This is a genomic window from Antiquaquibacter oligotrophicus (assembly GCF_020535405.1).
Lineage (GTDB): Bacteria > Actinomycetota > Actinomycetes > Actinomycetales > Microbacteriaceae > Rhodoglobus > Rhodoglobus oligotrophicus.
On sequence record NZ_CP085036.1, the window covers coordinates 2,351,277 to 2,374,526 of the forward strand.

Consider the following 23,250-nt stretch of genomic DNA (forward strand, 5'->3'; position numbering starts at 1 on the left):
CCAACATTTCAGAGGAGTTACCCCGTGCCGACCGAGCTCCTCATCGTGAACGAACCGGCCTTCCGTTGCCCCAAAGACATGGTCTACGGCCCGTGCGGTGGTGTCGAATTCGACGGCACGTGTGAGGTCGCGCCGCACCGGTGTGTGTTCCTCGATGAGCCGACGGTCGCGTGGCACGGGGTGGAGGCCGATGAACGGCCCGGGCACTCCGATCCGGTGCCGCCGACCCCCGTGTCCGCAGGCGCGACCGCGATGCGGGAACTCATGGCGACGGGGCCCGTGGTCGTGGCGGACTTTCCCGCGCGGGCCCTCGACGCGGCATCCATCGCCGAGTGCGCTGGACTGCTCAGGGGCAGCGTGGATGCCGTCCTCGCGGGTGACGCCGGAGCTGCGCGTGTTCAGTTTCCGCCCGCATACCGGGCTTCACTGATTCGTGCGGCAGGGCTAGAAGTATGGACGGGGTTCAACTGCCGCGACCGCAACCGTGTCGCCATGGAGGGGGAGCTCGCCGCCCTCGCCCACGTCGGGGTCGCGGGTGTTCACTGCGTGACGGGCGATCACACGTTCACGGGTCAGCGTCCCGATGCGAAACCCGTGTTCGACCTCGACTCGACGGAGGCGGCATCCCTCGCGAGGGCCAACGGCCATCTCGTTTCGGTCGCGGAGGCCCCGGCCACCCCGCCCGTCGACCGCAGGCCGGATCGCCTGCTCGAGAAGATGCGCGCGGGTGCCGAGGTGTGTTTCGTCAACCACGCGGGTGGCGTGCGGCCCGTCGCGGAGTTCATCGCGAGGGCGCAGGATCTCGGGGCCGACCTCAAATACATCCCGTGCATCCCCATCGTTGTCGATCGCGAGAGCGCGGGGCTCCTGCGTACTTTCACGACGCTCGTGTTGCCGCCCGGCTACCTCGACCGCATCCTTGACGCGCGCGACCCTTTCGAGGAGGGCATTGCCGCCGCCGTCGAGCTCGCGCAGGGATTCCTGGCGATCGAGGGTGTCGCGGGGGTCAACCTGTCCGGCGGTACGGGGCCCGGCCGCGAAGCGTGGTTCGCCGAAGCGCTGGCGCGCATCGGCCGAGAGATCACCGCCGGCTAGATCAGAACCCGAGCGACGGATCGATGAATCGGTCCGTGAAGATGTCCTCCGCGGTGAGTCCGGGGAGGAGGTCGAAGTCGTCGTCATCCTCGTAAAGGTCGTAGGCGATGTCGACGATGCCCTGCAGTCGTTCGGTGTCGACGTTGCCCACGGTCGCGTCATGACCGTTACCCACGATGCCGGTCTCGAGTTGGGTGGTGACCGCGTACTGGGCAAGACCGGGTGTGTACACCCAGTAGGTGTCGTACGTATCGACGACCTCGAGGATGAGGGAGTTTGCTGCTCCGGGGTCGGCGAAATAGTCGAGCTCGGCCTGCTGGAGAACCGGCACGAGGGCGGTGAAGCACTCCTCGTAGCTTTCGAGATTCTCGGGAGTCGTCGAGACGACCGAAGCGTAGTTCGGGTAGCCGGCGTCGTAGAGCAACTCGTAGGTGAGGGGTTTCAACCAGTCGCCGATCTCATGTTCGTACACGTAGGGGTCGACGGTTGCAGCGCCCTCTTGCGCGATCGACCCTCCGGCTTGCACGAATGGCGTGAAAGAACTGTTGAGGGTGCGGTCGAGTTGACTGTCGGTGAGGATGCCCTCATCCAGCAGGTAGTCAATGGCGAAGGTCTCGCCGGGGGAGATCTTGATGGTGGTTCCGTCGCGGCCGAGGTCGGCGATGGATGTCACGTCGCTGAGCGTCTCCGGATCCCACATGATCATGCGCGGGTCTTTCTCCAGCGGCGCGAAGATGCCGATGGTGGGCTGGTCGCCGGAGTGAATGACCGCCTCATCCGACCCCACGAACCCGAGAAGGATCGACGGATCGTCGTACATCATCCGGTCGGGTGGTGTCGCCTCGAAGGTGGCTGCACCGCCGGCGATGATGGTGACGTCCACGCCCGTGTACTCGCCGCTCGCCATCAGCGGGCCCGAGATCGAGTACTCGCTTTCGGTTTCGACGCGGTATCCGGGCCCCACGAGTTGGAAGAGGTGGCCCTGCTCAGCCCCGGGGAACCAGTTGGTTGCGATGCGGATGTCGGCCGGGCATCCGGCGGCGGCTAGATCGACAGCGCCGATCGTGAGGTTGCCAGGATCGGAGGAGCCGGTTGACGGCCCCGTGCAGGCGCCCAACGTCACCGTGACGGTGACGAGGGCGGCCATGGCGAGGGAGCGACTCGGCAGTGATCGCATCGGTGGTCCTTCGGGAATGGAGCTCGGTGGCGAACTCAGTCTTACCACTGCCAACCGTAGACCAGCCCGCAGCGTCGATTGTGCCTAGAGTCGCAGCTCACGTCCGCTCCAACGCCGTCGCAGCCACCGGTCGTGGCTCGCGATCACCACGGCGCCCGGATATGTGCCGAGGGCGTCCTCGAGCTCTGTCGCGAGTGTCAAAGACAGGTGGTTGGTCGGCTCATCGAGGAGGAAGAGATGCGGTGGCCGCGCGATGATGAGCGCGAGGGCGACTCGCCGCTGTTGGCCGATGGAGAGCGCACCAACGGGCCGGTCGAGGTCACTGGTGCGGAGCAGTCCGAGACCGTCGAGCGGCACGGTCCCGGCGCGGTGGGCACCGAGCGCACGATCGTAGAGGTCACGCGGGGTGCGCGAGCCGTCCTGCCACTGCACGTCCTGTTGCAGCAGCGCGACCCGGAGTCCACGTCGCCGCGTCACGGTGCCGGCATCCGGTGCGATGTGTCCCGCGAGAACCCCGAGAAGGGTCGACTTGCCCGCGCCGTTCTGACCCGTCACGAGCAGACGGTCGAGGGCGTCAATGGTGAGGGCCGGGAGGTCGAGTCTGCCGTGCACCGAAACATTCCGGAGGTTCGCGAGTTCACCCTCGAGGGGCTGACTCCCGCGCGGGATGCCCGCAAACGCGAGTACTGGCGGGGGTTCCTCCGCACGACGCTCCAGCAGGTCGGTGATGCGCCCCTCGGCATCCTTCACACGACGGGACACCGCGCGTTGCACATTCGCGCCCTTGAACTTGGTGATGAACTTGTCGTTGTCACGGGGTCCGCGCCCGTGCGCGACCGTGCGGGCCGTGACGGCCGCGGTCTCGGTGAGGTGTGCGAGCTCGCGCTCCTCTGCGACGAAGGTCGCCTCCCATCGGGCGCGTTCTTCGGCCTTCGCCTGCAGGTACTCGGTGTAGGTGCCGCCGAACCGAGTGGCGCCCAATCGCGAAGGGTCGATGTCGAGAAGGTCCGAAGCCACCTCGTCGAGGAACGCGCGATCGTGGCTCGCGAACACGATCGCGCCCCGCCAGTCGCGCAGGCGCGAGACGAGAAACTCGACGGCATCGTCGTCGAGGTGGTTCGTCGGCTCGTCGAGGATGAGCGCGTCGGGCTGACCGAGGAGCAGAGCCGCGAGGGCGACCCTGCTGCGCTGACCGCCCGACACGTCGCCGATCGAGCGATCGAGCGGGATGCCCGCAACCCCGAGACCCGCGAGCACGGTATCGCGGCGAGCGTCGAGGCTCCAGATGTCCGCCGCCTCCGCGGCTTCGAGGGCGGCGGCGTAGCGCGCCTCCGCGTCGGGATCCGTGGTTAGGGATGCCGCGGCATCCGTCAGCTCGAGCTCGATGGCGCGCGTCTCGGCGACGGCCTCCTCGATGATCGCGCTGAGCGGTGCCGACACATCGAACCGCACCTCCTGGGGGAGGTAGCCCGTGCGTGACGGGCGATGGATGACACCGGAATCCGCTACCTCGACACCCGCGAGGAGCCGCAACAGCGTCGATTTGCCCGCGCCGTTCTCGCCGAGCAGGCCGAGGCGCTGACCGGCGGAGGCGGTGAGGGAGAGGTCGGTGATGACGGTGTGGGCGCCATAGGCGTGCGAGACGCCGTCGGCGCGCAAGAGTGATTGCGCTGGCAAAGGGTGAGGTCCTATTCGTGATCGAACGATCCCGCCGGGCTGGGCCGCGGACGCGGGGTGGGTGAGGACCTAAGAAATCACGGAGTCGAGGCTAGGTGCCTTCCTCGCACGTGTCAAGGCGGCGGCCAACCGCGGTAGTTTGCGCATGTCGCGGCCGATCCGTAGCGCCGCACGTTGCGCAAAGTACCGCGCAAGTCGGATGTGGGACCTGAGCTACCCGGGGAGGTAGCCCTTGTGCCAGTCGCCGTCGATGAGCGTGAACTCGGTGCGACGGGATGCGGCGTTCGGATCGCCCTCCCAGAACGTGAGCCGATGCGGGCGCACGAGGAAGCCAACCCAGGTCTCGGGCGGCTGGAGAGACTCCGGGTCATCCGTGAAGGATGCCCACCGCGCACGCCGCTCCTCGGCGGGAAGTTGCGCGTTCTCGGCGTCGTTGAGCCACGCGAGCTGCTTGAGGTACGGCGAGCGTGCGCGGTAGGCGCGAGCCTGCTCGTCGAAGGGCGCGAGTTCGGCTACCCCGAGCACAACGAGCTGGCGCGTGAAGTCGGGCCACAGGAGCGTGAGGGCCACCCGCGGGTCCTCCGCGAGTTGCTCGACCTTGCGCGAGCGCGAGTCGGTGTGGAAGTAGAAGCCGTGCTCGTCGAACTCGCTGAGCAGCAGGGTGCGGGCATCCGGTTCGGCCGTTGAGAGTGTCATTCGTGGCCGGTTCGGGTCGTCGTTGGCGGGCAACCACTCAACGAGCTTCGACCAGTGCTCGCTCACAGTTCGCCTCCGGGCGCGTGGCGGAATCGCGCGATCTCCTCGAGCGCCGCCACTCCTTTGGCGACGGATGCTGCGACCAACGCCGCGCCCTCTGCGGCGTTCGCCGTGGTGGGGTCGCCCACCACTCCAGAGGCACCGAAGTCGTTCGACACCCACCCGAACGAGACGGACCCGCCGTTGAACTTCACCTGATCGAACTCGGCGAGATGGTCTGGCACCCACCGCTCGGCGTCGTCGAGGGAGACGAGTTCCGGGCGCAGAGCCATGATGATCGACGTTTCGCCGTGTCCGCCGTGGATGCCGAACCCCGCCTCGGTGTCACCCGCGGGCACCGAGGCGTTCATGAGGAATGTGCGCAGGCCCGTGCGGCGACGGATCTCACGTAGCGCTACCTGGATGAGCGCGATGTTGCCGCCGTGCCCGTTGAAGAACACAAGGGTGCGCGCGGGGGTTTTCGCAACCGACTCACCGATCTCGATGACCGTGCGCATGAGGGTTTCCCACCCGATCCAGACCGTGCCGACGGCCCAGTCGTGCTCGTCGGACTTGGTGAAGGCGAGCGGGGGGAGGAGCCAGACATCCTGGTCACTGGCGTCGGCGATGCGCCTCGAGAACTCGTCGGCCATGATGAGGTCCGTCGACAGTGGCAGGTGCGGGCCGTGATGTTCGATCGAGCCGACCGGAAGCATGACGATCGACTCCGGGGTGAGTGTCGTGGCGACCGCGGGGCCCGGTAGATCGGTGAGAAGACGAATCACACCTGGCTCCCCGTGGCGACCGCGGGTTTGGCCTGCAGCTTGCCGGGGTTGAGCAGGTTCTCGGGGTCGGTCGTTTTTGCGAGCTCCGCTGTGCGCTCGGGCTCGTAGTCGACGAACCACTGGTGCGGGTTGTGGAAGCCGACGCCGAGGGCGGCGAGCTTCTCGAAGCCCGCCCACACGTCATCCGCCGTCGTATACGTGCCAGCGAGCATGCCGATCGGGCGGCCTTTCTGCGCTTCGATGTGGAGCATGCCGCCAGGGTAGACCGCGTGCACCTCGTCGATGCGATCGACGAGCGCGTCGCCGGCGACCTCCACGTGGAAGTAAGTGTTGGGGTAGGCCTTCTGGAGCCATTCGATGGGGTGGTTGTAGCTCATCATCGAGAGTTTCATGGATTCCTGGGCGCCCTCGCGGACGTCCTCGACGCGGCCACCGGCACCCTCGACGAGAGCCGTCGCGGCCTCGAGGGATTCGGCATCCAGGATCGCCCGCAGGGATGCGCGCCCCGCCGGGATTGCGGGGTTGGCGGGAAGCGCCTCCGCGAGTGTCGGGAGGTCGGCGGAGACCAGTCGCGGTGTGGGCTCGAGGTCGGCGAAGGGGCGGATGACCGACAGCGCTTGCTCGAAGGTGTCGAAGCTCGCGTAGAAGGCCCGCCAGTCCTGCAGCGGCTCGAGGGCGACCGTCACCGTCGCGATGATGCCGGCGGTGCCGTAGTTGTGGATGTAGGGCTCGGTGTCCTTGCCCTCGAGGTGGAGGAGCGTGGCATCCGGAACCGCGTGGACCACGTCGAGGGCGAGCACGAAGTCCTCGTGCAGCATGCCGTGCTTGATCGAGCCCGTTCCCCCCGAACCTCCCGAGACGAAGCCCCCGATGGTCGAGTTCGCCGTCGACGGATACATCAGAACCTGCTGGTTCGCCTTGCCGGCCGCGAGCTCGATCGACACGAGGGTCGCACCGGCCTCGGCCACGAGGTACCCGTCGCCGACCTCGAGGATCTTGCGTGCGCGCGACGTGTCGAGCACGAGACCCCCTTCGAAGGGGATCGCCTGTCCGTAGTTGCCCGTGCCCTTGCCTCGCGGCGTGATCGGTACACCGTGGCGCACCGCCGCCGCGACGGTTGCCGCGATGAGCTCGGACGACGGGGGGTAGGCGACGATGTCGGCAAGGCCGAGCGGAAGCTGCTCGCTGATGACGGGGGACAGTCGCGCCCCGTCGATGGATGCCCGCTCCCGGGCCGCGAGGTCGGTGCTCACCGCAGCCTCCCCGAGCAATGCGCGTAGTTCTTCGGCGAGTGCTTCGACGTTCATGTGGTTCCGTTTCGTGGTGCGGTTAGTGCATGACCATGCCACCGGTGACGTTGATCGCCTGGCCGGTGAGATAGCGGGAGTCCTCGCTCGCGAGGAAGAGGGCGACGGATGCGACATCCTCCGGCTCGCCGAGGCGCCCGAGGGGCGAGTAGCTCGACCACAGGTCGATCTTCTCCTGCGTGCGCGTCGCGGCGCCCATGTCGGTGAGGATGTAGCCGGGGCACAGTGAGTTCGCCCGGATTCCGTGCTCACCCCACTCGAGGGCGGCCGTGCGGGTGAGGGCGACAACGGCAGCTTTCGAGGCCGGGTAGGCGCCTTCGCCCGCTCCGCCCTTTTTGGCCGCCATACTCGCGAGGTTGACGATGGAGCCGCCCGTTCCGGCGGCGATCATCGATCGGGCACACACCTGCATGGTTGTGAGCATCGCGCGAGTGTTGATGGAGAACGTCTCGTTCCACTCCTTCACGGTGAGCTCGAGGAGCGGGGTGAAGCGGAGAATGCCCGCCGAGTTGACGAGCACGTCGACGCCACCGAGGCCGTCGACGGCTGCTCGGGTCGCGCGCTCGGCGTCGACGGGGTCGAGGAGGTCGACCTCGTGGAAGTCTGCGCCGAGGCTCGAGGCGAGCCCCGCCCCCTCCTCGGCGAGGCGGTCGAGGATGCTCACCCGAGCACCCTCGACCGCGAAACGATGCGCGATCGCACCGCCGATACCGCGGGCCCCACCCGTGATCACAACACGCTTGCCGGTGAGCCTTGGCTCGGGCGTGACGGTGTCGATCATGGGTGGGGCCTCTCGGGTTACTGCTGGCTAGAAGCCGATGGACGGGTCGATGAACTTGTCCGTGAAGATGTCCTCGGCCGTGAGCCCCGGCGTGATGTTCTTCTCGGTGTCATCGGCGTAGATGCCGTAGGCGATGTCCACGAGCGACTGAACGCGGTCGTAGTCGACGTTGCCGACGGTGTCGTCCGGTCCGTTACCCACGAGACCGATCTCCTGCTGGGTTGCGACCGAGAAGTCGGCAACACCCTGGCTGTAGACCCAGAACGTGTCGAACGTCTCGACGGCGTCGAGGATCAGGGCGTTGGTGTCGGCCGGGTCGGCGTAGTAGTCGACGCTCGCCTGCTGCAGCACCGGCACGAGCGCCGTGAGGCACTCCTCGTACTCGGTGATGTTCTCGGGGATGACCGAGACGACCGCCGCGTACTTCGGGTAGCCAGCGTCGTTGATCAGCTGGTAGTCGACGGGCTTGCCCCAGTCCGCGATCTCGTTCTCGTAGATGTAGGGCTCGGCCGAAGCGAAGCCCTGCTGGGCGACGGATCCGTTAGCGGCGACGAACCCTGCGGGGGAACCGTCGTAGCTGTAGTCGAGCTGCTCCTCCTTGAGGATGCCCTCCGAGAGGAAGTAGTCGATGTAGAAGCCGCCGGGGAACAGGCGGATCGACGTGCCCGCAGTGCCGAGGTCGGCGATCGACGTGACATCCGGAAGCGTCTCCGGGTCCCACATGATCATCTGGGGGTCCTTCTCGAGCGGCGCGAAGACACCGACCGTGGGGAACTCACCAGAGTGGACAACGGCCTCGTCGGAGCCGACGTAGCCCATGAAGATGGTGTCGTCGGAGTACATCATGGCGTCCGGCTGCAGGAACGCGGAGCTGGCAGCACCACCGGAGATGACGGTCACGTCGACACCCGTGTACTCGCCGCTGGCCATGAGCGGGCCGGTGACGGAGTACTCGGACTCGGTCTCGACGGTGTAGTCGTCGCCGATGAGCTCGTACAGGTGACCGTGTTCTGCCTCAGGGAACCAGTCGGTGGCGATACGGATGTTGGCGGGGCAGCCGGCGGCGGCGAGATCGATCGAGCCGATCGTCAGATCGCCTCCGGTCTCCTCCTCCGCTGCCGGTGCGGCGCAGGCTGCGAGCGCCAGCGTGGCGGCGGTGAGGCCGGCCACGACGATCGCACGAGTGCGGGATGTGCGCATGGGATCTCCTTCTGTGTGTGGTGCGTGGTGTGGTGCAGGGTGGGCAGGAAACGTTCGAGGGGTCAGTTGTCGTACCACTTGCCGACGGCGATCTTCGAGAGAAGGCCAAACAGCAGGAAGACGAGAACACCGAAGAGCACGGCGACGAGCACGGTGGCGAGAAGCTCCGCGTTGTCCACGCGGCTCTGGTATTTGCGCATGAGCGCACCGAGGCCGAGCACACCGCGCTGGAAGAAGAAGTCACCGACGATCGCGCCGACCACCGCAAGGCCGGCGGAGATCCGCAGGCCGGCGAAGATCGCGGGTGTCGCTGCGGGCAGCTCGAGCTTGCGCAGCACCGTGAAACGGGACGCCTTCTGCAGCTTGAACAGTTCACGGTGACCACGATCGACCGACTGCAGACCGAAGAGCGTGTTGGAGACCATGGGGAACAGCGCGATGAGCACACACACGATCGTGCGGGCCCAGAACGCGTCGTTGACCCAGATGGTGATGACCGGGGCGATGGCGAGGATCGGCACCGCCTGCAGGATGACGGCGTAGGGGAACGTCGAACGCTCGACCCACCGCGCCACGTTCATGGTGATCGCCCAGACAATGCCGATCACCGAGGCGATCACAAGACCGATGAGTGCGACCTGAGCCGTGCTGAGGAACGACGTGATGACATCGTTGCGGGTCTTCTCCACGAGCAGGGTGCCGAGCACCTCGTTGGGAGGGGGGAGCAGGAACGAGCGCTCGCCGAGCACAACGAGCGAGATGAAGAACCATCCGCCGATGACGGCCGCGAGGACCAGGAGCGGCGGGCCCCAGACGTAGATCTTGCCAGGGCCGTCCGGAAGCTTGCGGCGGTGCGGGGTGCCGCCCGTTGCCGGTGCGGCGACGATCATGTCGTCGGATGCGGTGAGGGTCGTGTCGGCCATCAGGCGTGCCCTTCTCTCAGTGCGTGCGAAACCTTGCCGACGAGATCCCCGAACTCCGCCGTGAACCGAATCTCTGGGTCACGCGGCATGTCGAACGGGACCTCGAACTCGTCCACGATGTGTCCCGGTCTGCCCGACATGACGATGACCTTCGTCGAGAGGTACACCGCTTCGGACACCGAGTGCGTGATGAACAGTCCGGCGAACTGCTTCTCATGGAACAGGCGCAAGAGTTCGTCGTTGAGTCGCTCTCGCGTGATCTCGTCGAGCGCGCCGAACGGCTCATCGAAGAGGAAGATCTCCGGTTCGAGAGTGAGCGAGCGAGCGAGCGACGTGCGCATGCGCATACCGCCCGACAACGCCTTGGGGAGATGCTTTTCGAACCCGGAGAGGCCAACAAGCTGGATGGCTTCCTCGGCCTTGGCCGCGCGTTCCGCTTTCGGGATCTTGTTGAGCTCGGCGAGGAGTTCGACGTTCGAGCGCACGTCCCGCCACGGGAGGAGCGTCGCATCCTGGAACACGTAGCCGATGCGGTCGGTGTTGACCTGGGCGGTGCCGTGGGATGCCGTCTCCAAACCCGACGCGATGCGCAGGAGAGTCGACTTGCCACAACCGGACGGGCCGACGACGGTCACGAATTCGCCGCGCTTGACGGTGAGATCGACACCGGAGAGGGCGACCGTGCCGTCGGGGAAGGTCATTGCGACGTCCTCGAAATCGAGGAGCGTATCGGTGAGAGTTGCTGTCGGCATCGTGGTCATCACCTCGTTTCGAGTAGGGGTGTGCGGGAGGGGAGAGCCATGTCGGTGACAACGTGGCTGCGGGAGACGAGTCGGCCCGCGTGAATGACAAATCGGTCGGCGGGAGCGTTTGCCACGACGTCGGAGAGACTCGAGCCGCGCACCGCCACCAGCTCGGCCCGCGATCCGACGGAGACCCCGGCGGGCGGCAGGGACATGACCGAACGTGCTCCCGTGCTCACGGCAGCCCATGCTTCCTCGAGCGAAAGATGTCCGGCGGTCACGAGCAGGGATGCCGTCTCGAAGGCGTCGCTACGGCCAACCGGGTTGAACGGGTCACGCACGTTGTCGGCTCCTGCGCCCACTCGCACACCCGCGTCGAGCAGCGCACGGAGAGCTGTCAGGCCGCGCGGAGTGGACACCGGGTGGTTCCAGCCCTGCAGGTAAAGGTTCGTGATAGGCAGCGAGATGATGCCGATGTTGCTCGCGAGCACCTCGGTGATGACGTCGTCGAGTTCGTGCTGCTCGAGAGTTCCGAGGCGTACGCAGTGGCCAGCGGACACGGGCCGCGACCACCCGCGCACAAGCCGGGCGTACTCCATGATCGTCACGTCATTGGTGAGGCTCTCATCGGTGTGGAGGTCGATACCGACACCTCGCCGGTCCGCGATCGCCACGAGTCGGCGCAGATCGGCGAGAGGGTCGGGCGCGAGGTGGGGGGCGCCGCCCACGAGGTCGACACCCAGGTCGAGAGCGGCCTCGACCGTGGCATCCGGCGCCTGCCAACCGGCGAGGGCGACAAGTTCGATGTCGATGAGCTCGGAGAGTTCGTCCCGGACGCGCACGAGTGCTTCGACTCCACGCAGGGGAGCGGGGCCGAGAAGAAGGTCGATATGGGTTCGGATGGCCGTGGTGCCGTTGCGGAGCATGGCAAGTGCCTGGGTGCGGGCACGGTCGGCGATCGAGTCGACCGACATCTCGACGGAATAAGCCTGCCACGACGCGATCGCCTGCTCGAGGTCACCGGCCGGCGGGTTGATGATGTCCCACGTGAGCGCCTTGTCGAGGTGAGCGTGAGGCTCCGCGGCAGCGGGAAGAAGCACAAAGCCGGTGAGGTCTAACTCGCTCGAGCCGACCTCACCGGGGCGGCCCTCAGAGGGTCGCACCCCGCGGACAACGTCATCGATCAGTTCGACATCGCACACGGAGCCGTCTGAGAGCGTGACATTCCTCAGCTGCGAGAGAGGCAGGGGAAGTAGTGTCACGCGTTCGGCCTTCGGGAGTCGGGGTGGAATGCCTCCACCACGTCATTGGGCTGGGTGCACGCAAATGTTGATGGACTCAACACTGACGAATCTATGCAGCGCGCATTTCTGGCACGTAACGCGATCGTTTCCACGTGTTAATTCAGCCTAGTTCCGGTCTGCGGCCTCCCCGTCCTGTGGTAGTTCTGGACATCACGACCCACCCCGAGGAGCCATCGTCACCGCCCTGACCGCCGCCATCGACCACCAGGCCGAGCGCATCGGAAGCCGCATTCGCGAGCTTCGTCGAGCGCGCGGTTTGACGCTCGTGCAACTGGCCGCGGACGCCGAACTCTCGCATCCGTTCCTCAGCCAACTCGAGCGGGGCCTCGCGCGACCGAGCATGGTCTCGCTCGAGAGAATCGCTCGAGCGCTCGGGAGCAGTCAGCTGGAACTCATCGCCGCGGCGGAGCAGACCGGCGAGGAGACCGAGGTCGCCGCCACCGTCGTGCGCAGCGGGGAGGGAACGCGGGGGCACTACGCCGAAGGTGAGGCACGGATGCTCGTGCAGGGCATCCGTCGGTTCCATCCCATGGAGTTCACGGGAGCCAACGAGAGTTTCGGGGACTACTTCGTGCACGACGAGGACGAGTTTCTGCACGTCGTCGAGGGTGCCGTCGAAGTCGACCTCGGGCCGCAGGGTGTTGTCACCGTGCTGCCCGGCGATTCGCTCTACTACGGTGGGGGAACCCCCCATCGGTGGCGGTCGGTCGCGCCAGGAGGGTTCCGTCTGTTCGTCGTGAAAGAGAAGCCGAAGCACCTATGACCGCTCACGTCGCCGGAGAATTCGACGTCGTCATCGCGGGGATGACCCGCGCCGCAGACGACGTTGTACTGTTCGACCTCGCCCTTCCCTCCGGAGTGCCGCTGCCTCGGTGGCAGCCCGGATCCCATATCGACGTGCTGCTGCCCGACGGCGATGCCCGCCAATACTCGCTCTGCGGGGTTCCCGGTGAGGCGACGTGGCGTATCGGGGTGCTGCGCGAGGCGGACGGACGCGGCGGATCGCTGTGGCTACACGATCGAGCGGTGGGTGACACGATCACGATCGCGGGCCCCCGCAACCATTTCGAGTTCGTCCCGGAGCGCGGCACGAGCTACCTGTTCATCGCCGGAGGGATCGGCATTACCCCGATCTCCGCGATGGTGGCGTCCGCGGCATCCGCGGGCGTCGACTATCGGCTCGAGTATGCGGGCCGTTCGCGCTCAACGATGGCACTGCTCGACGAGCTGTCGGCCGCCCACCCCGATCGAGTTTCGGCCTACCCGGCCGATGAGGGCCTCCGGCTCGACCTCGAGGCGCTCTTCGCCGACCTCAAGCCCTTCACGACCACCTACTGCTGCGGTCCGGCACGTCTCATCGCCGCGGTCGAGGAGGCCGCCCGCGGGCGTCAGCTGAAGGTTGAGCGTTTCGAGCCGAAGGAGTTCGGCCCTCCCGTGCTCGCTGGCCCGTTCGAGGTCGAGCTCGCCTACTCGGGGCTCGTGCTCGAGGTTCCCCCGGAGAGGTCGGTGCTCGACGTCATCGAAGAGGCCGGCGTGCTGGTGCTCTCCTCATGCCGCGAGGGCACGTGCGGTACGTGTGAGACGCCCGTCATGGAGGGCGAGGTCGACCACCGCGACTCGATCCTCACCCCGGACGAGCAGGCGGCGAACACGGTGATGTACCCGTGTGTCTCCCGCGCGGCCTGCCCCCGCCTTCTGCTTGAGCTGTAGCGTCTTCTGCTTGAGCTGTAGGCGGAGCTAAACCGATGCCCGGGACGGGCATCGGCGCTGCGTCGCGGCGAAGGCCAGAAATGGCCTTCGCTCCTAGCTCCAGCGCGCTCAGCGACGTCCCACTCGACGGGCGAGGGATGCCACGAGCCCGCGTTCGTCGGCGGTGACGAGTTCGTAGTCCCGCACCACGACCTGCCCAGCAACCACGACGTGGCGGGGACGCCGGCCAGGGGCCGCCCACAGCAAACCCGCTACGGGGTCGGCGACCCCGGCATCCGCGGCGCCCGACACGTCCCACACGCACACATCGGCGGCCGATCCGACGCGCAGGTTGCCGAGCTCCGGTCGGCCGAGTCCCGCAGCCGAGCCCGCCATTGCCATCGCGAGCACCTCGCGGGCGGGCACGGGAGGCCCAACCAGCGGTGCGACCTGCATGGCGAGCCGAGCATCCGCGAGCAGGTGTCCTGCGTCGTTGCTGCCGCCGCCGCTCGTGCCGAGACCGACGGTGATTCCGGCGGCTTTCAGTGCGGCGACGGGGGCGATTCCCCAGCCCATCGGAAGGTCGCATCCGGGCGCGTGGGTCGCCGTGACCCCGGCAGCGGCGAGTCGCCCGATCTCCTCGGTCGACACGTCGCACAGATGGGCGAGCGTGACATCGTCGGCGATCCAGCCCCACTCGTCGAGCAGGTCGATCGGTCGCCGTCCGTACTGCTCGAGGGCAATGGCGACATCCACTTGCTCATTGGCTTGGGTGCGCCGCCTCAGCCCGTGCTGCGTCGCGACCTCCGCGAGAAGCTCGAAGGTCTCCCGCGAGTCGCTGTGCACACCAGCCGGACCCACGGCGAGCTGCAGCATGCCGTCGGCCGTGCGGGGGGCGAGTGCCGTCGCAATGGCGTCGGCGGATGCGGCAGCCTCCTGCGGATCATCGCGCGCCGAGCCGCGCACGAACACGAGCCTGGCCCCGAGTGCGCGGGCGGCATCCGCGGTGGCGGTCGCGATGGCGACAGTGTCCGCGCCGCTCGGCCACGTGAGGTGATGGTCCGCGACGGTAGTGACCCCGCACAGCAGCGCCTCGGCGAGGCCAACGGATGCTGCGACCGACGCGAGTTCGGCATCCACCCCCACCTCGGTGTAGGCCGCCGCCATCGTCGGCAGCCACTGCGCCATGGGCACACCGCGCGTGCCGGGGAGGGTGCGGAACGCCGTCTGGAGCAGGTGATGGTGGGCGTTGATGAGGCCGGGGGTGACGATGCATCCTGTCGCGTCGAGGATGTCCCCGCTCGCTGCACCGGCCACGAGGCCGTCAGCGAGGTGGAGGTCGCCCGCCGTTTCGGTGTGTTCGTCGACGACGATGGCGGTGGCGCCGGTGATGGTCAGCATGCTGACGTTTTTACCAGCGCTGTGTGTCGCCGGTGTATCGCGCTAGTCGCCGTAGTGATACCGGCAGCCCGCGATCCGGACCTCGTCGCCTTCGATGCGGTAGACCAGCCGATGCTCGTCGGTTATGCGGCGCGACCAGTAACCGTGGAAGCCGTGCTTGAGTGCTTCCGGCTTACCGATGCCCTCGTTGCCATTGCGGGAGATGTCTCGCAGCAGCAGGTTGATGCGCTTGAGCACCTTTCGATCCTGGGTCTGCCACCACTCGTAGTCCAGCCAGGCACTCTCGTGCCACACGTACTTCACTCGACGAGGTCGTGGGCGACCCCAGAGCCCGACTCGAGTTCATCGATCGCGCGAAGCAGGCGGCGTGCGTTCGCCGGGCTGCGCAAGAGGTACGCGGTCTCCTTGAGTGATTCGTAGTCATCGAGGGACACCATGACGACGGGCTCGTGACCAGCGCGCGTGATGATGATCTCCTCGCGGTTGTCGACAACGGCCGAGAGAACTTCGGCGTAGCGTGCTCGCGACTCGGAGTAGCTGATGCTGCGCATGAATGAATTGTACAGGATTCTGTACGTCGCGTGATGCGCCCGAAATGCCCGTGTGCGACGCTGGGGGAATGCACGAGATCGCGGATCGCCTCCTCGCCGCTGCGGCGGCCGGGCATCCCATCGCGGTCGCCACGGCGATCTCCGTCGAGGGGAGCGCCCCGCGCACCGTCGGCACCTCCATGGCTTACGACGGAATCGCCGTCATCGGCTCTATCGCCGGCGGATGTGTCGAAGGTGCCGTCGTCGACGCGTGCGAAGAGGTGCTCGCCGACGGCCGCCCGCGCACCGTCGAGTACGGGGTCGACGACGAGACGGCGTTCAGCGTCGGGCTTACGTGCGGTGGCCAACTGCGCATCCACGTGCAACTGCTCGACGATCGCCTGCTCGGTGCGCTCCGCGAGTCGCAGCCGCTCGAGGTGTGCCGCGACTACACGGAACCCGCGCCCGTGCAACGGCGCATGATCATCGTCGGTGCGATGGAGTTCTCCGCCGCGCTCTCCGCGGCGGCACGGATGCTCGGCTACGCGGTCACGGTGTGCGACCCAAGGCCGCTCTTCGCGACCCCGGAACGGTTTCCCGGGGCGTCCGTTGTGGTGCAGTGGCCTACCGAGTACCTCCGGTCGGTCGACCTCGACAACAACACTGCGGTGTGCGTTCTGAGCCACGACTGGCGGTTCGACTCCGAAGTGCTCGCCATGGCGCTGTCCTCGGGCGCGGGTTACGTCGGCGCGATGGGGTCGCGTCGCACGCACGAGAGACGTGTCGCGTCGTTGAAGGAACTCGGGGTAGGCGGCGAGGCGATCGCGCGGCTGCACTCGCCGATCGGACTGGATGTTGGGGCATCCACCCCCGAGGAGACGGCCGTGTCGATCCTCGCGGAGGTTCTCGCGGTGCGCACCGGCGCGAGCACCCGCTCCCTCGCGTCAACCCAGGGCCCCATCCACTCCGGGACGTCGCTCAGCGTCGCCCCGCGCGCTGAGGTTTGAGCCTGGCGCGGCCGTTTATACCTGCGCGCGGTCGGTAAACCTGCGCGCGACGATGACGGCGAACGTCAGCCGTTGACGAGGCGCCACAGGCGGTCGCGCGACATCGGCAGTTCGAACGGACGAATGCCGAGCGCATCGCGTACCGCGTTGGCGAGGGCCGGGGCCACCGGGTTGTACGGCGCCTCGCTCATGGACTTCGCGCCGAGCGGGCCCAACTCGTCGAAGGTGTCGGCGAAGTACGTCTCGGTGTACGGCACATCCGCGAACTGGGGGATGTGGTAATTCCGCAAGGCCGCGGTCGTCACGGTACCCGCGCCGTCGAGTCGCACTTCCTCGTAGAGCGATGAACCGATCGCCTGTGCGGTTCCACCCTCGAGTTGGCCGCGGAGTTGCTCCGGGTTGAGCACGGTTCCGGCATCCGCCGCCTGCACAGACTGCAGGATGCGCACCTCGCCGGTCGCGGGATTCACCGCAACCCGGAACCCGTGCACGTTGAACGCGACCGAGCGCGGCGTTCCGTCGTTGCGCCCGCGCCCCATGAGCCCCGGGATCCGCCCCTGCGCGGCGATCTGCTCCCGCAGGTCCACGGCAGCGGCGTACAGCGCCTTGCCCGCGACGACGACCCCAGCGGACCCGAAGGCTCCCGTGTCGTAGGCGACGGCATCCGTGTCGGACTGCACGATCCGCACCTGTTCGGGTGTGAGACCCAGAACGGATGCCACGAGCTGGGCGTGGACGGTGGTTGTGCCGTTGCCGAACTCGGCCGTGCCGACACGAATCTCGACGTCGCCGCCCTCGAGGAGGGTCACCGTTCCTTCCGCGAAGTGACCGCGGGGCGGCAAGGTGGCGATCATCGAGAGCGCCATCCCTCGTCCGACCGGCCACCCGGCCGGAGCGTCGAGGCCGCGACCCGAGCCGAGCGCTTCCTCCACGATGTTGAGGCACTGATCGAGACCGTAGCTGTTGAGGCCGAGATCGGATTCCTCGTCAGGATCGGCGACCACCATGCGGTCGCCGGGCACGATCACGTTCCGTCGGCGCAGCTCGAAGGGGTCGATGCCGAGTTCCCTCGCGAGCTCGTCCATGGCCGATTCGATGGCGAAGATCACCTGACCGAGCCCGTATCCGCGGAACGCTCCCGATGGAAGGTTGTTGGTGTAGACCGACTGAGCGTGGATGCGCTTGTTTGTGCAGCGGTAGACCGAGACGGATTCGTGGATCGAGTGGTACATCACCCCAATGCCGTGGTTGCCGTAGGCACCCGTGTCCATGAGCTGTTCGATGTCCATGGCGGTGAGAATCCCGTCGGCGTCGGCCGCGAGGGTCACGCTCACGCGCATCGGGTGTCGCGGTGAGGTCACGGTGAACTCCTGTTCGCGCGTGAGTTCGAGTTGCACGGCGCGACCCGTCTTGAGTACCGCGAGGGTGACGAGGTCTTCGGTGTAGAGCTCCTGCTTACCGCCGAAGCCGCCGCCCACACGACCCGTGAAGACCCTCACCCGTTCCTGCTCGAGGCCGAAGATGTGGCAGAGCTCATCGCGCACCAGGTACGGCACCTGGCTGGAGGTGCGCAGCACCAGTCGTCCGTCGGAGTCGAGCCAGCCGCGTGTTGCGTGTGTCTCGAGGGCGGCGTGGTTGACACGAGAGGTCTGCCACGTTCCGGTGACGGATGCCGCGGCATCCGCTATCGCGCGTTCGACGTCTCCCGTCTCACCCGAGAACTCGGCGAGGGTATTGCGCCCGGCATCGAGGATGCGCTGGTCTGCACCCTTGTCGCCGTGCACGAGCGGCGCGCCCGGTTCTCGGGCGACGACGGGGTCGAACACGGCCGGGAGTTCTTCGTAGTCGACAACGATCGCGGCGAGGGCGAGTTCCGCTTCGGCCAGGGATTCGGCGACGACGGCGGCCACACGCTGGCCGCGGTAGCGCACGACGGTGTCGAAGACGAGGGTGTCGTCCGGGTCGTCGGTTCGGTGCTCGTGGCGGCCGGTGGAGAACAGCGTCGTGGGGGAGTCCCGGTAGTCGAGGACCGCGATCACACCCGGCATGGCGAGGGCGGCCGTCGAGTTGATCGATCGTATGCGCGCATGGGCATATGGGCTCGCGAGCACCGCGAGGTGCGCAAGCGAGGTGGTGGTGAAGTCGAGTGTGTAGGGCTCACGGCCGGCAACGACGCGGCGTGCGGCCGGCGCTGCGACCGATCGGCCAGCTGCCTCGCCCTCGGCGACGGTCTCGGTATTGGCGACACCGCAGATGGCGTCGCGGATGCTGCGATACCCCGTGCACCGGCACAGGTTGCCCTTGAGCAGCCGGGGCAGCTCCTCCTCGTCGACGGCACCCTCGGCCGTGATCGCCGCCGCGGTGACGACCATCCCGGCCGTGCAGAACCCGCACTGGAATCCGCCTGCCTTGACGAAACTCTCCTGTACGGGGTGCAGGTGTTCCGGGTCTCCGAGTCCCGCCACCGTTGTCACATCCGCACCCTCGAGGCGTTGTGCCGGGTAGATACAGGAATGGATGGCGCTGCCGTCGAGCAGCACGGTGCACGCGCCGCAGTCGCCGGCGTCGCAGCCTTTCTTGACCTCGTAATGCTCGAGTTCGCGCAGGAGGGTGCGCAGCACTTGACCCGGTCGTGGTTCGGTTTCGACGGGTTCGCCGTTGACGGTGAATCTCACGACAACTCCTCCCGAAGCTCCTCAGCGAAGCGCAGACTCATCGCGCGCCGCCAGTCGGGGGCCCCGTGGGCGTCGTCGTACCAGTCGTCGATGCCGTCGACCGCGTCGGCGAGTGTGCGACTGTCGGGCGAGCTTGCGAAACGGAGCACGTACGGCCTGGGTGTTCCCCCGGTCACCCCAAAGACCGTTTCTCCGGAGGTTTCGCGTCGCGCGGTCACGAGCGTGCCCGTTCTCCCCAGCGGGGATAAGGCAATTCGCCGGAAGCCCTGACGCGACGAGAGCGAATGCTCCGGAAAAATGATCGAGCGGAGCACTTCGCCCGGCACGAGCGCTGTGTGCTGCACGCCGAGCACGAACTCGGATGCGGGCATCCGTCGTTCCCCGTCGGCCGACCAGATCACGACCTCGGCGTCGAGGGCGACGGCGAGCGACGTCATGGGGCCGGCGGGCAACGCGGTTGCGATATTGCCGCCCACCGTGGCGATGTGCTGAATCTTCCACGATGCGAGGAGCGAGTCGGCACACAGCGGGAACAGGGGTGAGTCTGGCAAGGCCCGCAGCGTTGCGATGGTGCACGTGGCGGCGATCTCGAGGGATCCGTCGTCGTGTCGCACGACCGGGTCCCAGCCGAAGCCCAAGAGGTCGAGTACTTCGGTCACTCCGGGCTGAGGCTCCGAGAACAACCACGTGCCGCCACCGATGACGCGGGCACCCAAGGCGAGGTCACTCCGGGTGGTAGCCACCCTGTACTCGCGAACGCCGACCAGATCCATTGTTCATGCAGTCAACATCATTTCTGTGTCGGCGGCGTTACATGACGTGCCGGTCCGACGCTCGGCGAAGGAGGATACTGAAGGGGTGACCGTCCTGACGCAGATTCGTATCTGGTTGGCGATCTTCATCGCCGCACTCGTGGTCAGCGGGGTGACGGCGTTCCCCCTCGAGACGGAGCTGCGCATCGGTTCCGACATCCTGCAGGCTTCCCCGGCACCTCAGTGGCTGCCGGGTCTCGTGCAGTGGATCGAGCAGGTTCGCGACGGCCTCATCGCAACAAACGACGCGTACCCGTTCCTCGCCTACGGCACCGACTGGCTCGCGTTCGCGCACCTCGTCATCGCGATCCTCTTCATCGGTCCATGGCGCGACCCGGTGCGCAACGTGTGGGTGATCCACTGGGGGATGATCGCCTGCATCGCCGTCATTCCGCTTGCCATCATCGCGGGGCCGATCCGCGGCATCCCGTGGGGATGGACGCTCATCGACATCTCGTTCGGGGTGTTCGGCATCATCCCGCTGCTCATCGTGCTGCGGCTCATTCGCCGGCTGGAACGGGAGCAGTCAGCGGTCAGCCCACTTCCAGCGCAGTAACCCCGCGTAGGTCCACCCGCAGGCGCTCTCCCGCCTGCACGAGGGTCATGAGCACGTCGTCGCACACGTGGCAGCGCACACACCATCCGGGCGCGGCGTCGTAGACGACCGCTTCGGCGAGCACAGAGACGTCTCCGCAGTGTGCGCACCGCCCCGTGGCGGTGGTCATATCGGCGCGGAAGAGCTCCGAGAGGGGACCGGCCAGCACGTTGCCATCGAGGTGTGTCATCCGCCGAACCTCTCCGTTTTGATCGTCTCGGCCGGGTAGCCGAGTTCCACGAGCCACGTCGCGACGGCCTCAACGAAGGCGGTTGGCCCGCACACGAAAAACGCCGGGGTCTCCGACACGGGGAACACGGATGCCGCGAGCCGATCTTTCGTCAGTCGCCCTGGCCCCGTCGGCCATCCCGCGGGGACGGCTCTCGTGTAGACGTAGTCGACCTGCACGCCGGAACCCGCGAGTTCCTCGCGGTAGAACACGTCATCCGGCGTGCGAACCGAGTACAGCATTCGGAAGGGGGCATCCGACCCGGATGCCGTGTGTGACCGCACCATCGACACGAGGGGTACCACACCAGAACCGCCGGCGATGAGTTGCACGGGGCCGGTCTGCTCGGGTTTCCAGACGAACCATCCGCCGAGCGGACCGCGAAGCTCGAGCATGTCGCCGGGTTGCACGTCATCGACGAGGTACGGGGAGACCTCACCGGTCGGCAGCTTGTCGACGGCGAGTTCCACGAGTTCGGCCGGCCCAACCGAGGCGATCGAGTACGAGCGCACTGCCTGGTAACCGTCGGGTGCCGTAAGCCTCACGTCGACGTGCTGACCGGCGATGTTGCCCGGCCACCCGGGCAGGGACACGGTGATGCTGCGACCGCTGGGGGTCAGCGTCGACGTCGACTCAACCGTGCCCACAAGCCAGCGCCCTACCAATACCGCTCTTCCTGCCAGGGGTCGCCGTACATGTGGTAGCCGTTCTGTTCCCAGAACCCGGGCTCGTCTTGCGGCAGCATCTCGAGGCCGCGCACCCATTTTGCGCTCTTCCAGAAGTACAGGTGCGGCACGAGGAGGCGAGCGGGGCCGCCGTGCTCGGGGTGGAGGGGCTCGCCGTCGAACTCGAACGCGATCCAGGCTTTGCCGTCGAGCAGGTCCTCGAGTGGCACGTTGGTGGTGTATCCGCCGTACGAGTGGGCCATCGTGAACTCGTAACTCGTGTCCACATCGGCGAAGAGAGTGTCGAGCGAGACCCCGCGCCAGCTGGTGCCGAGTTTCGACCAGCGGGTGACGCAGTGGATGTCCGTTCCCACCTCCTCGATGGGCAACGCCATAAATTGTTCCCACGTCCACGAGTAGCGCTTGGTCTCGGTGGAGATGGTGAATTGCCAGTCCTCGGTGGCGATCTCCGGGGTGGGTCCCGCGGAGAGCACCGGGAAGTCCTCGGTGAGGTACTGACCGGGCGGAAGATCGGGGTTATTGTCCCGGCCCCGGCCGGAGAATCCTCGCGTGAAGATGGTCATGGTTCAGAGTATCCAGTTCGCGACTTAGGGTGAAGAGATGGCGCGCCTCGGCTTGGGTCTTCCCGCGATTCGTCGCGCGCCGGGCATCCGGCCCGATACGACGGGACGACCGGATGACGCCGGCCTCATCGATCGCTTCGGCAGACGTGCCCACGACCTTCGTATTTCCCTCACCGAGAAGTGCTCGCTGCGCTGCACCTACTGCATGCCTGCCGAGGGGCTGCCCGCGATCGCGCGCGAGGACCTCCTCACACCCACCGAGATCGCGCGGCTCGTGCGTATCGCGGTGCGGGATCTGGGTGTGCGCGATATTCGGTTCACCGGGGGTGAGCCGCTGCTGCGGGCGGACCTCGAGCAGATCATCCGCCTGTCGAGGGAGTTCGCCGACGGCGCGAGCATGTCGCTCACGACCAACGGCATCGGGCTGGACAAGCGGATCGACGGGCTGCTTGCGGCCGGGCTCGATCGGCTCAACATCTCCCTCGACACGGTTGACCGCGACCACTTCGCGCGGCTGACCCGCCGCGACCGCCTGCCAGCGGTGCTTGCGGGTATCGAGGCAGCGAAGCGTGCGGGAATCGCCCCGCTCAAGATCAACGCCGTGCTCATGCGCGACACCCTCCACGGGGCTGTCGACCTGCTCGAGTGGGCGCTCGAGAACGGTGCGCGACTGCGGTTCATCGAACAGATGCCCCTCGACGCCGACGAGGCCTGGGCACGGGACAACATGGTGGATGCCGCTGAGCTCCTCGACGTGCTCGGCACACGTTTCACCCTCACCCAGCCGCATCGCGACGACCCGTCGGCGCCGGCGGAGGAGTGGTTCGTCGATGGCGGACCCGCCACGGTCGGGATCATCGCGAGTGTGACCCGGAGCTTCTGCGCGGCATGCGACCGCACCCGCATCACGGCGGAGGGCACCGTGCGCTCGTGCCTCTTCGGTGACGACGAGACCGACCTGCGCGCGCTGCTGCGCGGGGGAGCAGACGACGACGAGCTCGCGGACCGCTGGCGTGCCGCTCAGTGGGGCAAGCAGGCGGGGCACGGCATGGAGAGGGCCGACTTCGTGCGGCCGGTGCGCAGCATGGGGGCGATCGGTGGTTGAGGTCCGGTACTTTGCGGCGGCGCGTGATGCGGCGGGCCTTGCGTCCGAGCAGGTCGCCGGGGTGTCCACCGTGGGGGAGCTCAAGGAGCTGATCGTGGGGCGCTACGGCGACGCGATGCGGCGGGTTGTGGCATCCGGTTCGTTCCTCGTCGACGGTGTGGTCAGCCGCGACGATGCGCGCGAACTCGGCGCGAGGGTGGATGTGTTGCCGCCCTTTGCCGGGGGCTGATG

General features: G+C 67.2%; 25 protein-coding genes. 7 read left to right on the forward strand and 18 right to left on the reverse strand.

All coding sequences use genetic code 11. The annotated features are described in order from the left end of the window. Positions 1-24: 24 nt before the first annotated feature. Entirely contained in the window at positions 25-1,095 is a 1,071-nt protein-coding gene (locus LH407_RS11365) for a methylenetetrahydrofolate reductase C-terminal domain-containing protein (protein WP_322133874.1), read from the forward strand. Between the two features lies 1 nt (position 1,096). On the opposite strand, the gene LH407_RS11370 is transcribed toward LH407_RS11365, so the two are convergent. From LH407_RS11370 to LH407_RS11415, 10 genes are all read right to left on the reverse strand, one after another. After that, positions 1,097-2,272, reverse strand: coding sequence for a substrate-binding domain-containing protein (locus LH407_RS11370; RefSeq protein WP_322133873.1), 1,176 nt, complete (start codon positions 2,270-2,272; stop codon positions 1,097-1,099). An 84-nt stretch (positions 2,273-2,356) separates the two neighbouring features. Beyond that, positions 2,357-3,949 (reverse strand): ABC-F family ATP-binding cassette domain-containing protein, encoded by a 1,593-nt coding sequence (locus LH407_RS11375; RefSeq protein ID WP_322133872.1) that lies wholly within the window; start codon positions 3,947-3,949, stop codon positions 2,357-2,359. Between the two features lie 213 nt (positions 3,950-4,162). Next, positions 4,163-4,711, reverse strand: a complete 549-nt coding sequence (locus tag LH407_RS11380) for a pyridoxamine 5'-phosphate oxidase family protein (protein ID WP_322133871.1) — start codon at positions 4,709-4,711, stop codon at positions 4,163-4,165. Continuing rightward, positions 4,708-5,469 carry a creatininase family protein gene (locus LH407_RS11385; protein ID WP_322133870.1) on the reverse strand — a complete coding sequence of 254 codons (762 nt, stop codon included), beginning with the start codon at positions 5,467-5,469 and terminating at the stop codon, positions 4,708-4,710. The genes LH407_RS11380 and LH407_RS11385 overlap by 4 nt, the downstream gene beginning before the upstream one ends. Next, positions 5,466-6,776 (reverse strand): FAD-binding oxidoreductase, encoded by a 1,311-nt coding sequence (locus tag LH407_RS11390; RefSeq protein ID WP_322133869.1) that lies wholly within the window; start codon positions 6,774-6,776, stop codon positions 5,466-5,468. The genes LH407_RS11385 and LH407_RS11390 overlap by 4 nt, the downstream gene beginning before the upstream one ends. A gap of 22 nt (positions 6,777-6,798) precedes the next feature. Beyond that, entirely contained in the window at positions 6,799-7,557 is a 759-nt protein-coding gene (locus tag LH407_RS11395) for an SDR family NAD(P)-dependent oxidoreductase (protein ID WP_322133868.1), read from the reverse strand. A gap of 27 nt (positions 7,558-7,584) precedes the next feature. Beyond that, positions 7,585-8,757, reverse strand: coding sequence for an ABC transporter substrate-binding protein (locus tag LH407_RS11400; RefSeq protein WP_322133867.1), 1,173 nt, complete (start codon positions 8,755-8,757; stop codon positions 7,585-7,587). A gap of 62 nt (positions 8,758-8,819) precedes the next feature. Next, positions 8,820-9,680 (reverse strand): ABC transporter permease, encoded by an 861-nt coding sequence (locus tag LH407_RS11405; protein WP_322133866.1) that lies wholly within the window; start codon positions 9,678-9,680, stop codon positions 8,820-8,822. Next, the gene (locus LH407_RS11410) at positions 9,680-10,432 is read right to left on the reverse strand and encodes an ABC transporter ATP-binding protein (protein WP_322133865.1); all 753 of its coding nucleotides are present in this window, start codon (positions 10,430-10,432) and stop codon (positions 9,680-9,682) included. The genes LH407_RS11405 and LH407_RS11410 overlap by 1 nt, the downstream gene beginning before the upstream one ends. A gap of 8 nt (positions 10,433-10,440) precedes the next feature. Further along, positions 10,441-11,685, reverse strand: a complete 1,245-nt coding sequence (locus LH407_RS11415) for an amidohydrolase family protein (RefSeq protein ID WP_322133864.1) — start codon at positions 11,683-11,685, stop codon at positions 10,441-10,443. 259 nt (positions 11,686-11,944) lie between these two features. Here LH407_RS11415 and LH407_RS11420 point away from each other — a divergent pair, with 259 nt between their 5' ends. Then, positions 11,945-12,490, forward strand: coding sequence for a helix-turn-helix domain-containing protein (locus LH407_RS11420; protein WP_322135042.1), 546 nt, complete (start codon positions 11,945-11,947; stop codon positions 12,488-12,490). Then, a complete protein-coding gene (locus LH407_RS11425; RefSeq protein WP_322133863.1) occupies positions 12,487-13,437 on the forward strand; it encodes a PDR/VanB family oxidoreductase in 951 nt (316 codons plus the stop codon). The genes LH407_RS11420 and LH407_RS11425 overlap by 4 nt, the downstream gene beginning before the upstream one ends. 108 nt (positions 13,438-13,545) lie before the next feature. Here the strand turns inward: LH407_RS11425 and LH407_RS11430 are convergent, their stop codons facing one another. Genes LH407_RS11430 through LH407_RS11440 form a run of 3 tightly spaced genes read right to left on the reverse strand, consistent with a single transcriptional unit; the run spans position 13,546 to position 15,368 of the window. Further along, positions 13,546-14,817 (reverse strand): amidohydrolase family protein, encoded by a 1,272-nt coding sequence (locus LH407_RS11430; protein WP_322133862.1) that lies wholly within the window; start codon positions 14,815-14,817, stop codon positions 13,546-13,548. Positions 14,818-14,859: 42 nt separating this feature from the next. Next, positions 14,860-15,120, reverse strand: coding sequence for a Txe/YoeB family addiction module toxin (locus LH407_RS11435; RefSeq protein ID WP_322133861.1), 261 nt, complete (start codon positions 15,118-15,120; stop codon positions 14,860-14,862). Further along, the gene (locus LH407_RS11440) at positions 15,117-15,368 is read right to left on the reverse strand and encodes a type II toxin-antitoxin system Phd/YefM family antitoxin (RefSeq protein WP_322133860.1); all 252 of its coding nucleotides are present in this window, start codon (positions 15,366-15,368) and stop codon (positions 15,117-15,119) included. Before LH407_RS11440 ends, LH407_RS11435 begins: the two co-directional genes overlap by 4 nt. A gap of 68 nt (positions 15,369-15,436) precedes the next feature. On the opposite strand from LH407_RS11440, the gene LH407_RS11445 reads away from it, so the two are divergent. Further along, a complete protein-coding gene (locus LH407_RS11445; RefSeq protein ID WP_322133859.1) occupies positions 15,437-16,354 on the forward strand; it encodes an XdhC family protein in 918 nt (305 codons plus the stop codon). 65 nt (positions 16,355-16,419) lie between these two features. Here the strand turns inward: LH407_RS11445 and LH407_RS11450 are convergent, their stop codons facing one another. Both LH407_RS11450 and LH407_RS11455 read right to left on the reverse strand, forming a co-directional pair. After that, positions 16,420-19,029 carry a molybdopterin-dependent oxidoreductase gene (locus LH407_RS11450; RefSeq protein WP_322133858.1) on the reverse strand — a complete coding sequence of 870 codons (2,610 nt, stop codon included), beginning with the start codon at positions 19,027-19,029 and terminating at the stop codon, positions 16,420-16,422. Continuing rightward, positions 19,026-19,772, reverse strand: coding sequence for an FAD binding domain-containing protein (locus LH407_RS11455; protein WP_322133857.1), 747 nt, complete (start codon positions 19,770-19,772; stop codon positions 19,026-19,028). Before LH407_RS11455 ends, LH407_RS11450 begins: the two co-directional genes overlap by 4 nt. 115 nt (positions 19,773-19,887) lie before the next feature. Between LH407_RS11455 and LH407_RS11460 the strand changes: the two genes are divergently transcribed. Continuing rightward, a complete protein-coding gene (locus LH407_RS11460; RefSeq protein ID WP_322133856.1) occupies positions 19,888-20,397 on the forward strand; it encodes a hypothetical protein in 510 nt (169 codons plus the stop codon). Here LH407_RS11460 and LH407_RS11465 read toward each other — a convergent pair. The 3 genes from LH407_RS11465 to LH407_RS11475 are packed head-to-tail and all read right to left on the reverse strand — an operon-like array spanning position 20,375 to position 21,914. Further along, entirely contained in the window at positions 20,375-20,626 is a 252-nt protein-coding gene (locus LH407_RS11465) for a DUF6510 family protein (RefSeq protein ID WP_322133855.1), read from the reverse strand. The genes LH407_RS11460 and LH407_RS11465 overlap by 23 nt on opposite strands. Continuing rightward, positions 20,623-21,312, reverse strand: coding sequence for a ferredoxin reductase (locus LH407_RS11470; protein WP_322133854.1), 690 nt, complete (start codon positions 21,310-21,312; stop codon positions 20,623-20,625). Before LH407_RS11470 ends, LH407_RS11465 begins: the two co-directional genes overlap by 4 nt. A gap of 11 nt (positions 21,313-21,323) precedes the next feature. Next, positions 21,324-21,914 (reverse strand): sulfite oxidase-like oxidoreductase, encoded by a 591-nt coding sequence (locus tag LH407_RS11475; protein ID WP_322133853.1) that lies wholly within the window; start codon positions 21,912-21,914, stop codon positions 21,324-21,326. A 37-nt stretch (positions 21,915-21,951) separates the two neighbouring features. Here LH407_RS11475 and moaA point away from each other — a divergent pair, with 37 nt between their 5' ends. Continuing rightward, positions 21,952-23,019 (forward strand): GTP 3',8-cyclase MoaA, encoded by a 1,068-nt coding sequence (moaA, locus tag LH407_RS11480; RefSeq protein WP_322133852.1) that lies wholly within the window; start codon positions 21,952-21,954, stop codon positions 23,017-23,019. Next, complete coding sequence (locus LH407_RS11485; protein ID WP_322133851.1) at positions 23,012-23,248, forward strand: MoaD/ThiS family protein; 237 nt, start codon at positions 23,012-23,014, stop codon at positions 23,246-23,248. Before moaA ends, LH407_RS11485 begins: the two co-directional genes overlap by 8 nt. Positions 23,249-23,250: the final 2 nt, after the last annotated feature.

Bases quoted from the DNA above. Each gene is read 5' to 3' on its own strand.
- LH407_RS11410 (WP_322133865.1), bottom strand. From the start codon at position 10,432: ATGCCGACAGCAACTCTCACCGATACGCTCCTCGATTTCGAGGACGTC.
- LH407_RS11400 (WP_322133867.1), bottom strand. From the start codon at position 8,757: ATGCGCACATCCCGCACTCGTGCGATCGTCGTGGCCGGCCTCACCGCC.
- moaA (WP_322133852.1), top strand. From the start codon at position 21,952: ATGGCGCGCCTCGGCTTGGGTCTTCCCGCGATTCGTCGCGCGCCGGGC.
- LH407_RS11440 (WP_322133860.1), bottom strand. From the start codon at position 15,368: ATGCGCAGCATCAGCTACTCCGAGTCGCGAGCACGCTACGCCGAAGTT.
- LH407_RS11445 (WP_322133859.1), top strand. From the start codon at position 15,437: ATGCACGAGATCGCGGATCGCCTCCTCGCCGCTGCGGCGGCCGGGCAT.
- LH407_RS11425 (WP_322133863.1), top strand. From the start codon at position 12,487: ATGACCGCTCACGTCGCCGGAGAATTCGACGTCGTCATCGCGGGGATG.
- LH407_RS11395 (WP_322133868.1), bottom strand. From the start codon at position 7,557: ATGATCGACACCGTCACGCCCGAGCCAAGGCTCACCGGCAAGCGTGTT.
- LH407_RS11370 (WP_322133873.1), bottom strand. From the start codon at position 2,272: ATGCGATCACTGCCGAGTCGCTCCCTCGCCATGGCCGCCCTCGTCACC.
- LH407_RS11475 (WP_322133853.1), bottom strand. From the start codon at position 21,914: ATGACCATCTTCACGCGAGGATTCTCCGGCCGGGGCCGGGACAATAAC.
- LH407_RS11390 (WP_322133869.1), bottom strand. From the start codon at position 6,776: ATGAACGTCGAAGCACTCGCCGAAGAACTACGCGCATTGCTCGGGGAG.
- LH407_RS11465 (WP_322133855.1), bottom strand. From the start codon at position 20,626: ATGACACACCTCGATGGCAACGTGCTGGCCGGTCCCCTCTCGGAGCTC.
- LH407_RS11405 (WP_322133866.1), bottom strand. From the start codon at position 9,680: ATGGCCGACACGACCCTCACCGCATCCGACGACATGATCGTCGCCGCA.
- LH407_RS11430 (WP_322133862.1), bottom strand. From the start codon at position 14,817: ATGCTGACCATCACCGGCGCCACCGCCATCGTCGTCGACGAACACACC.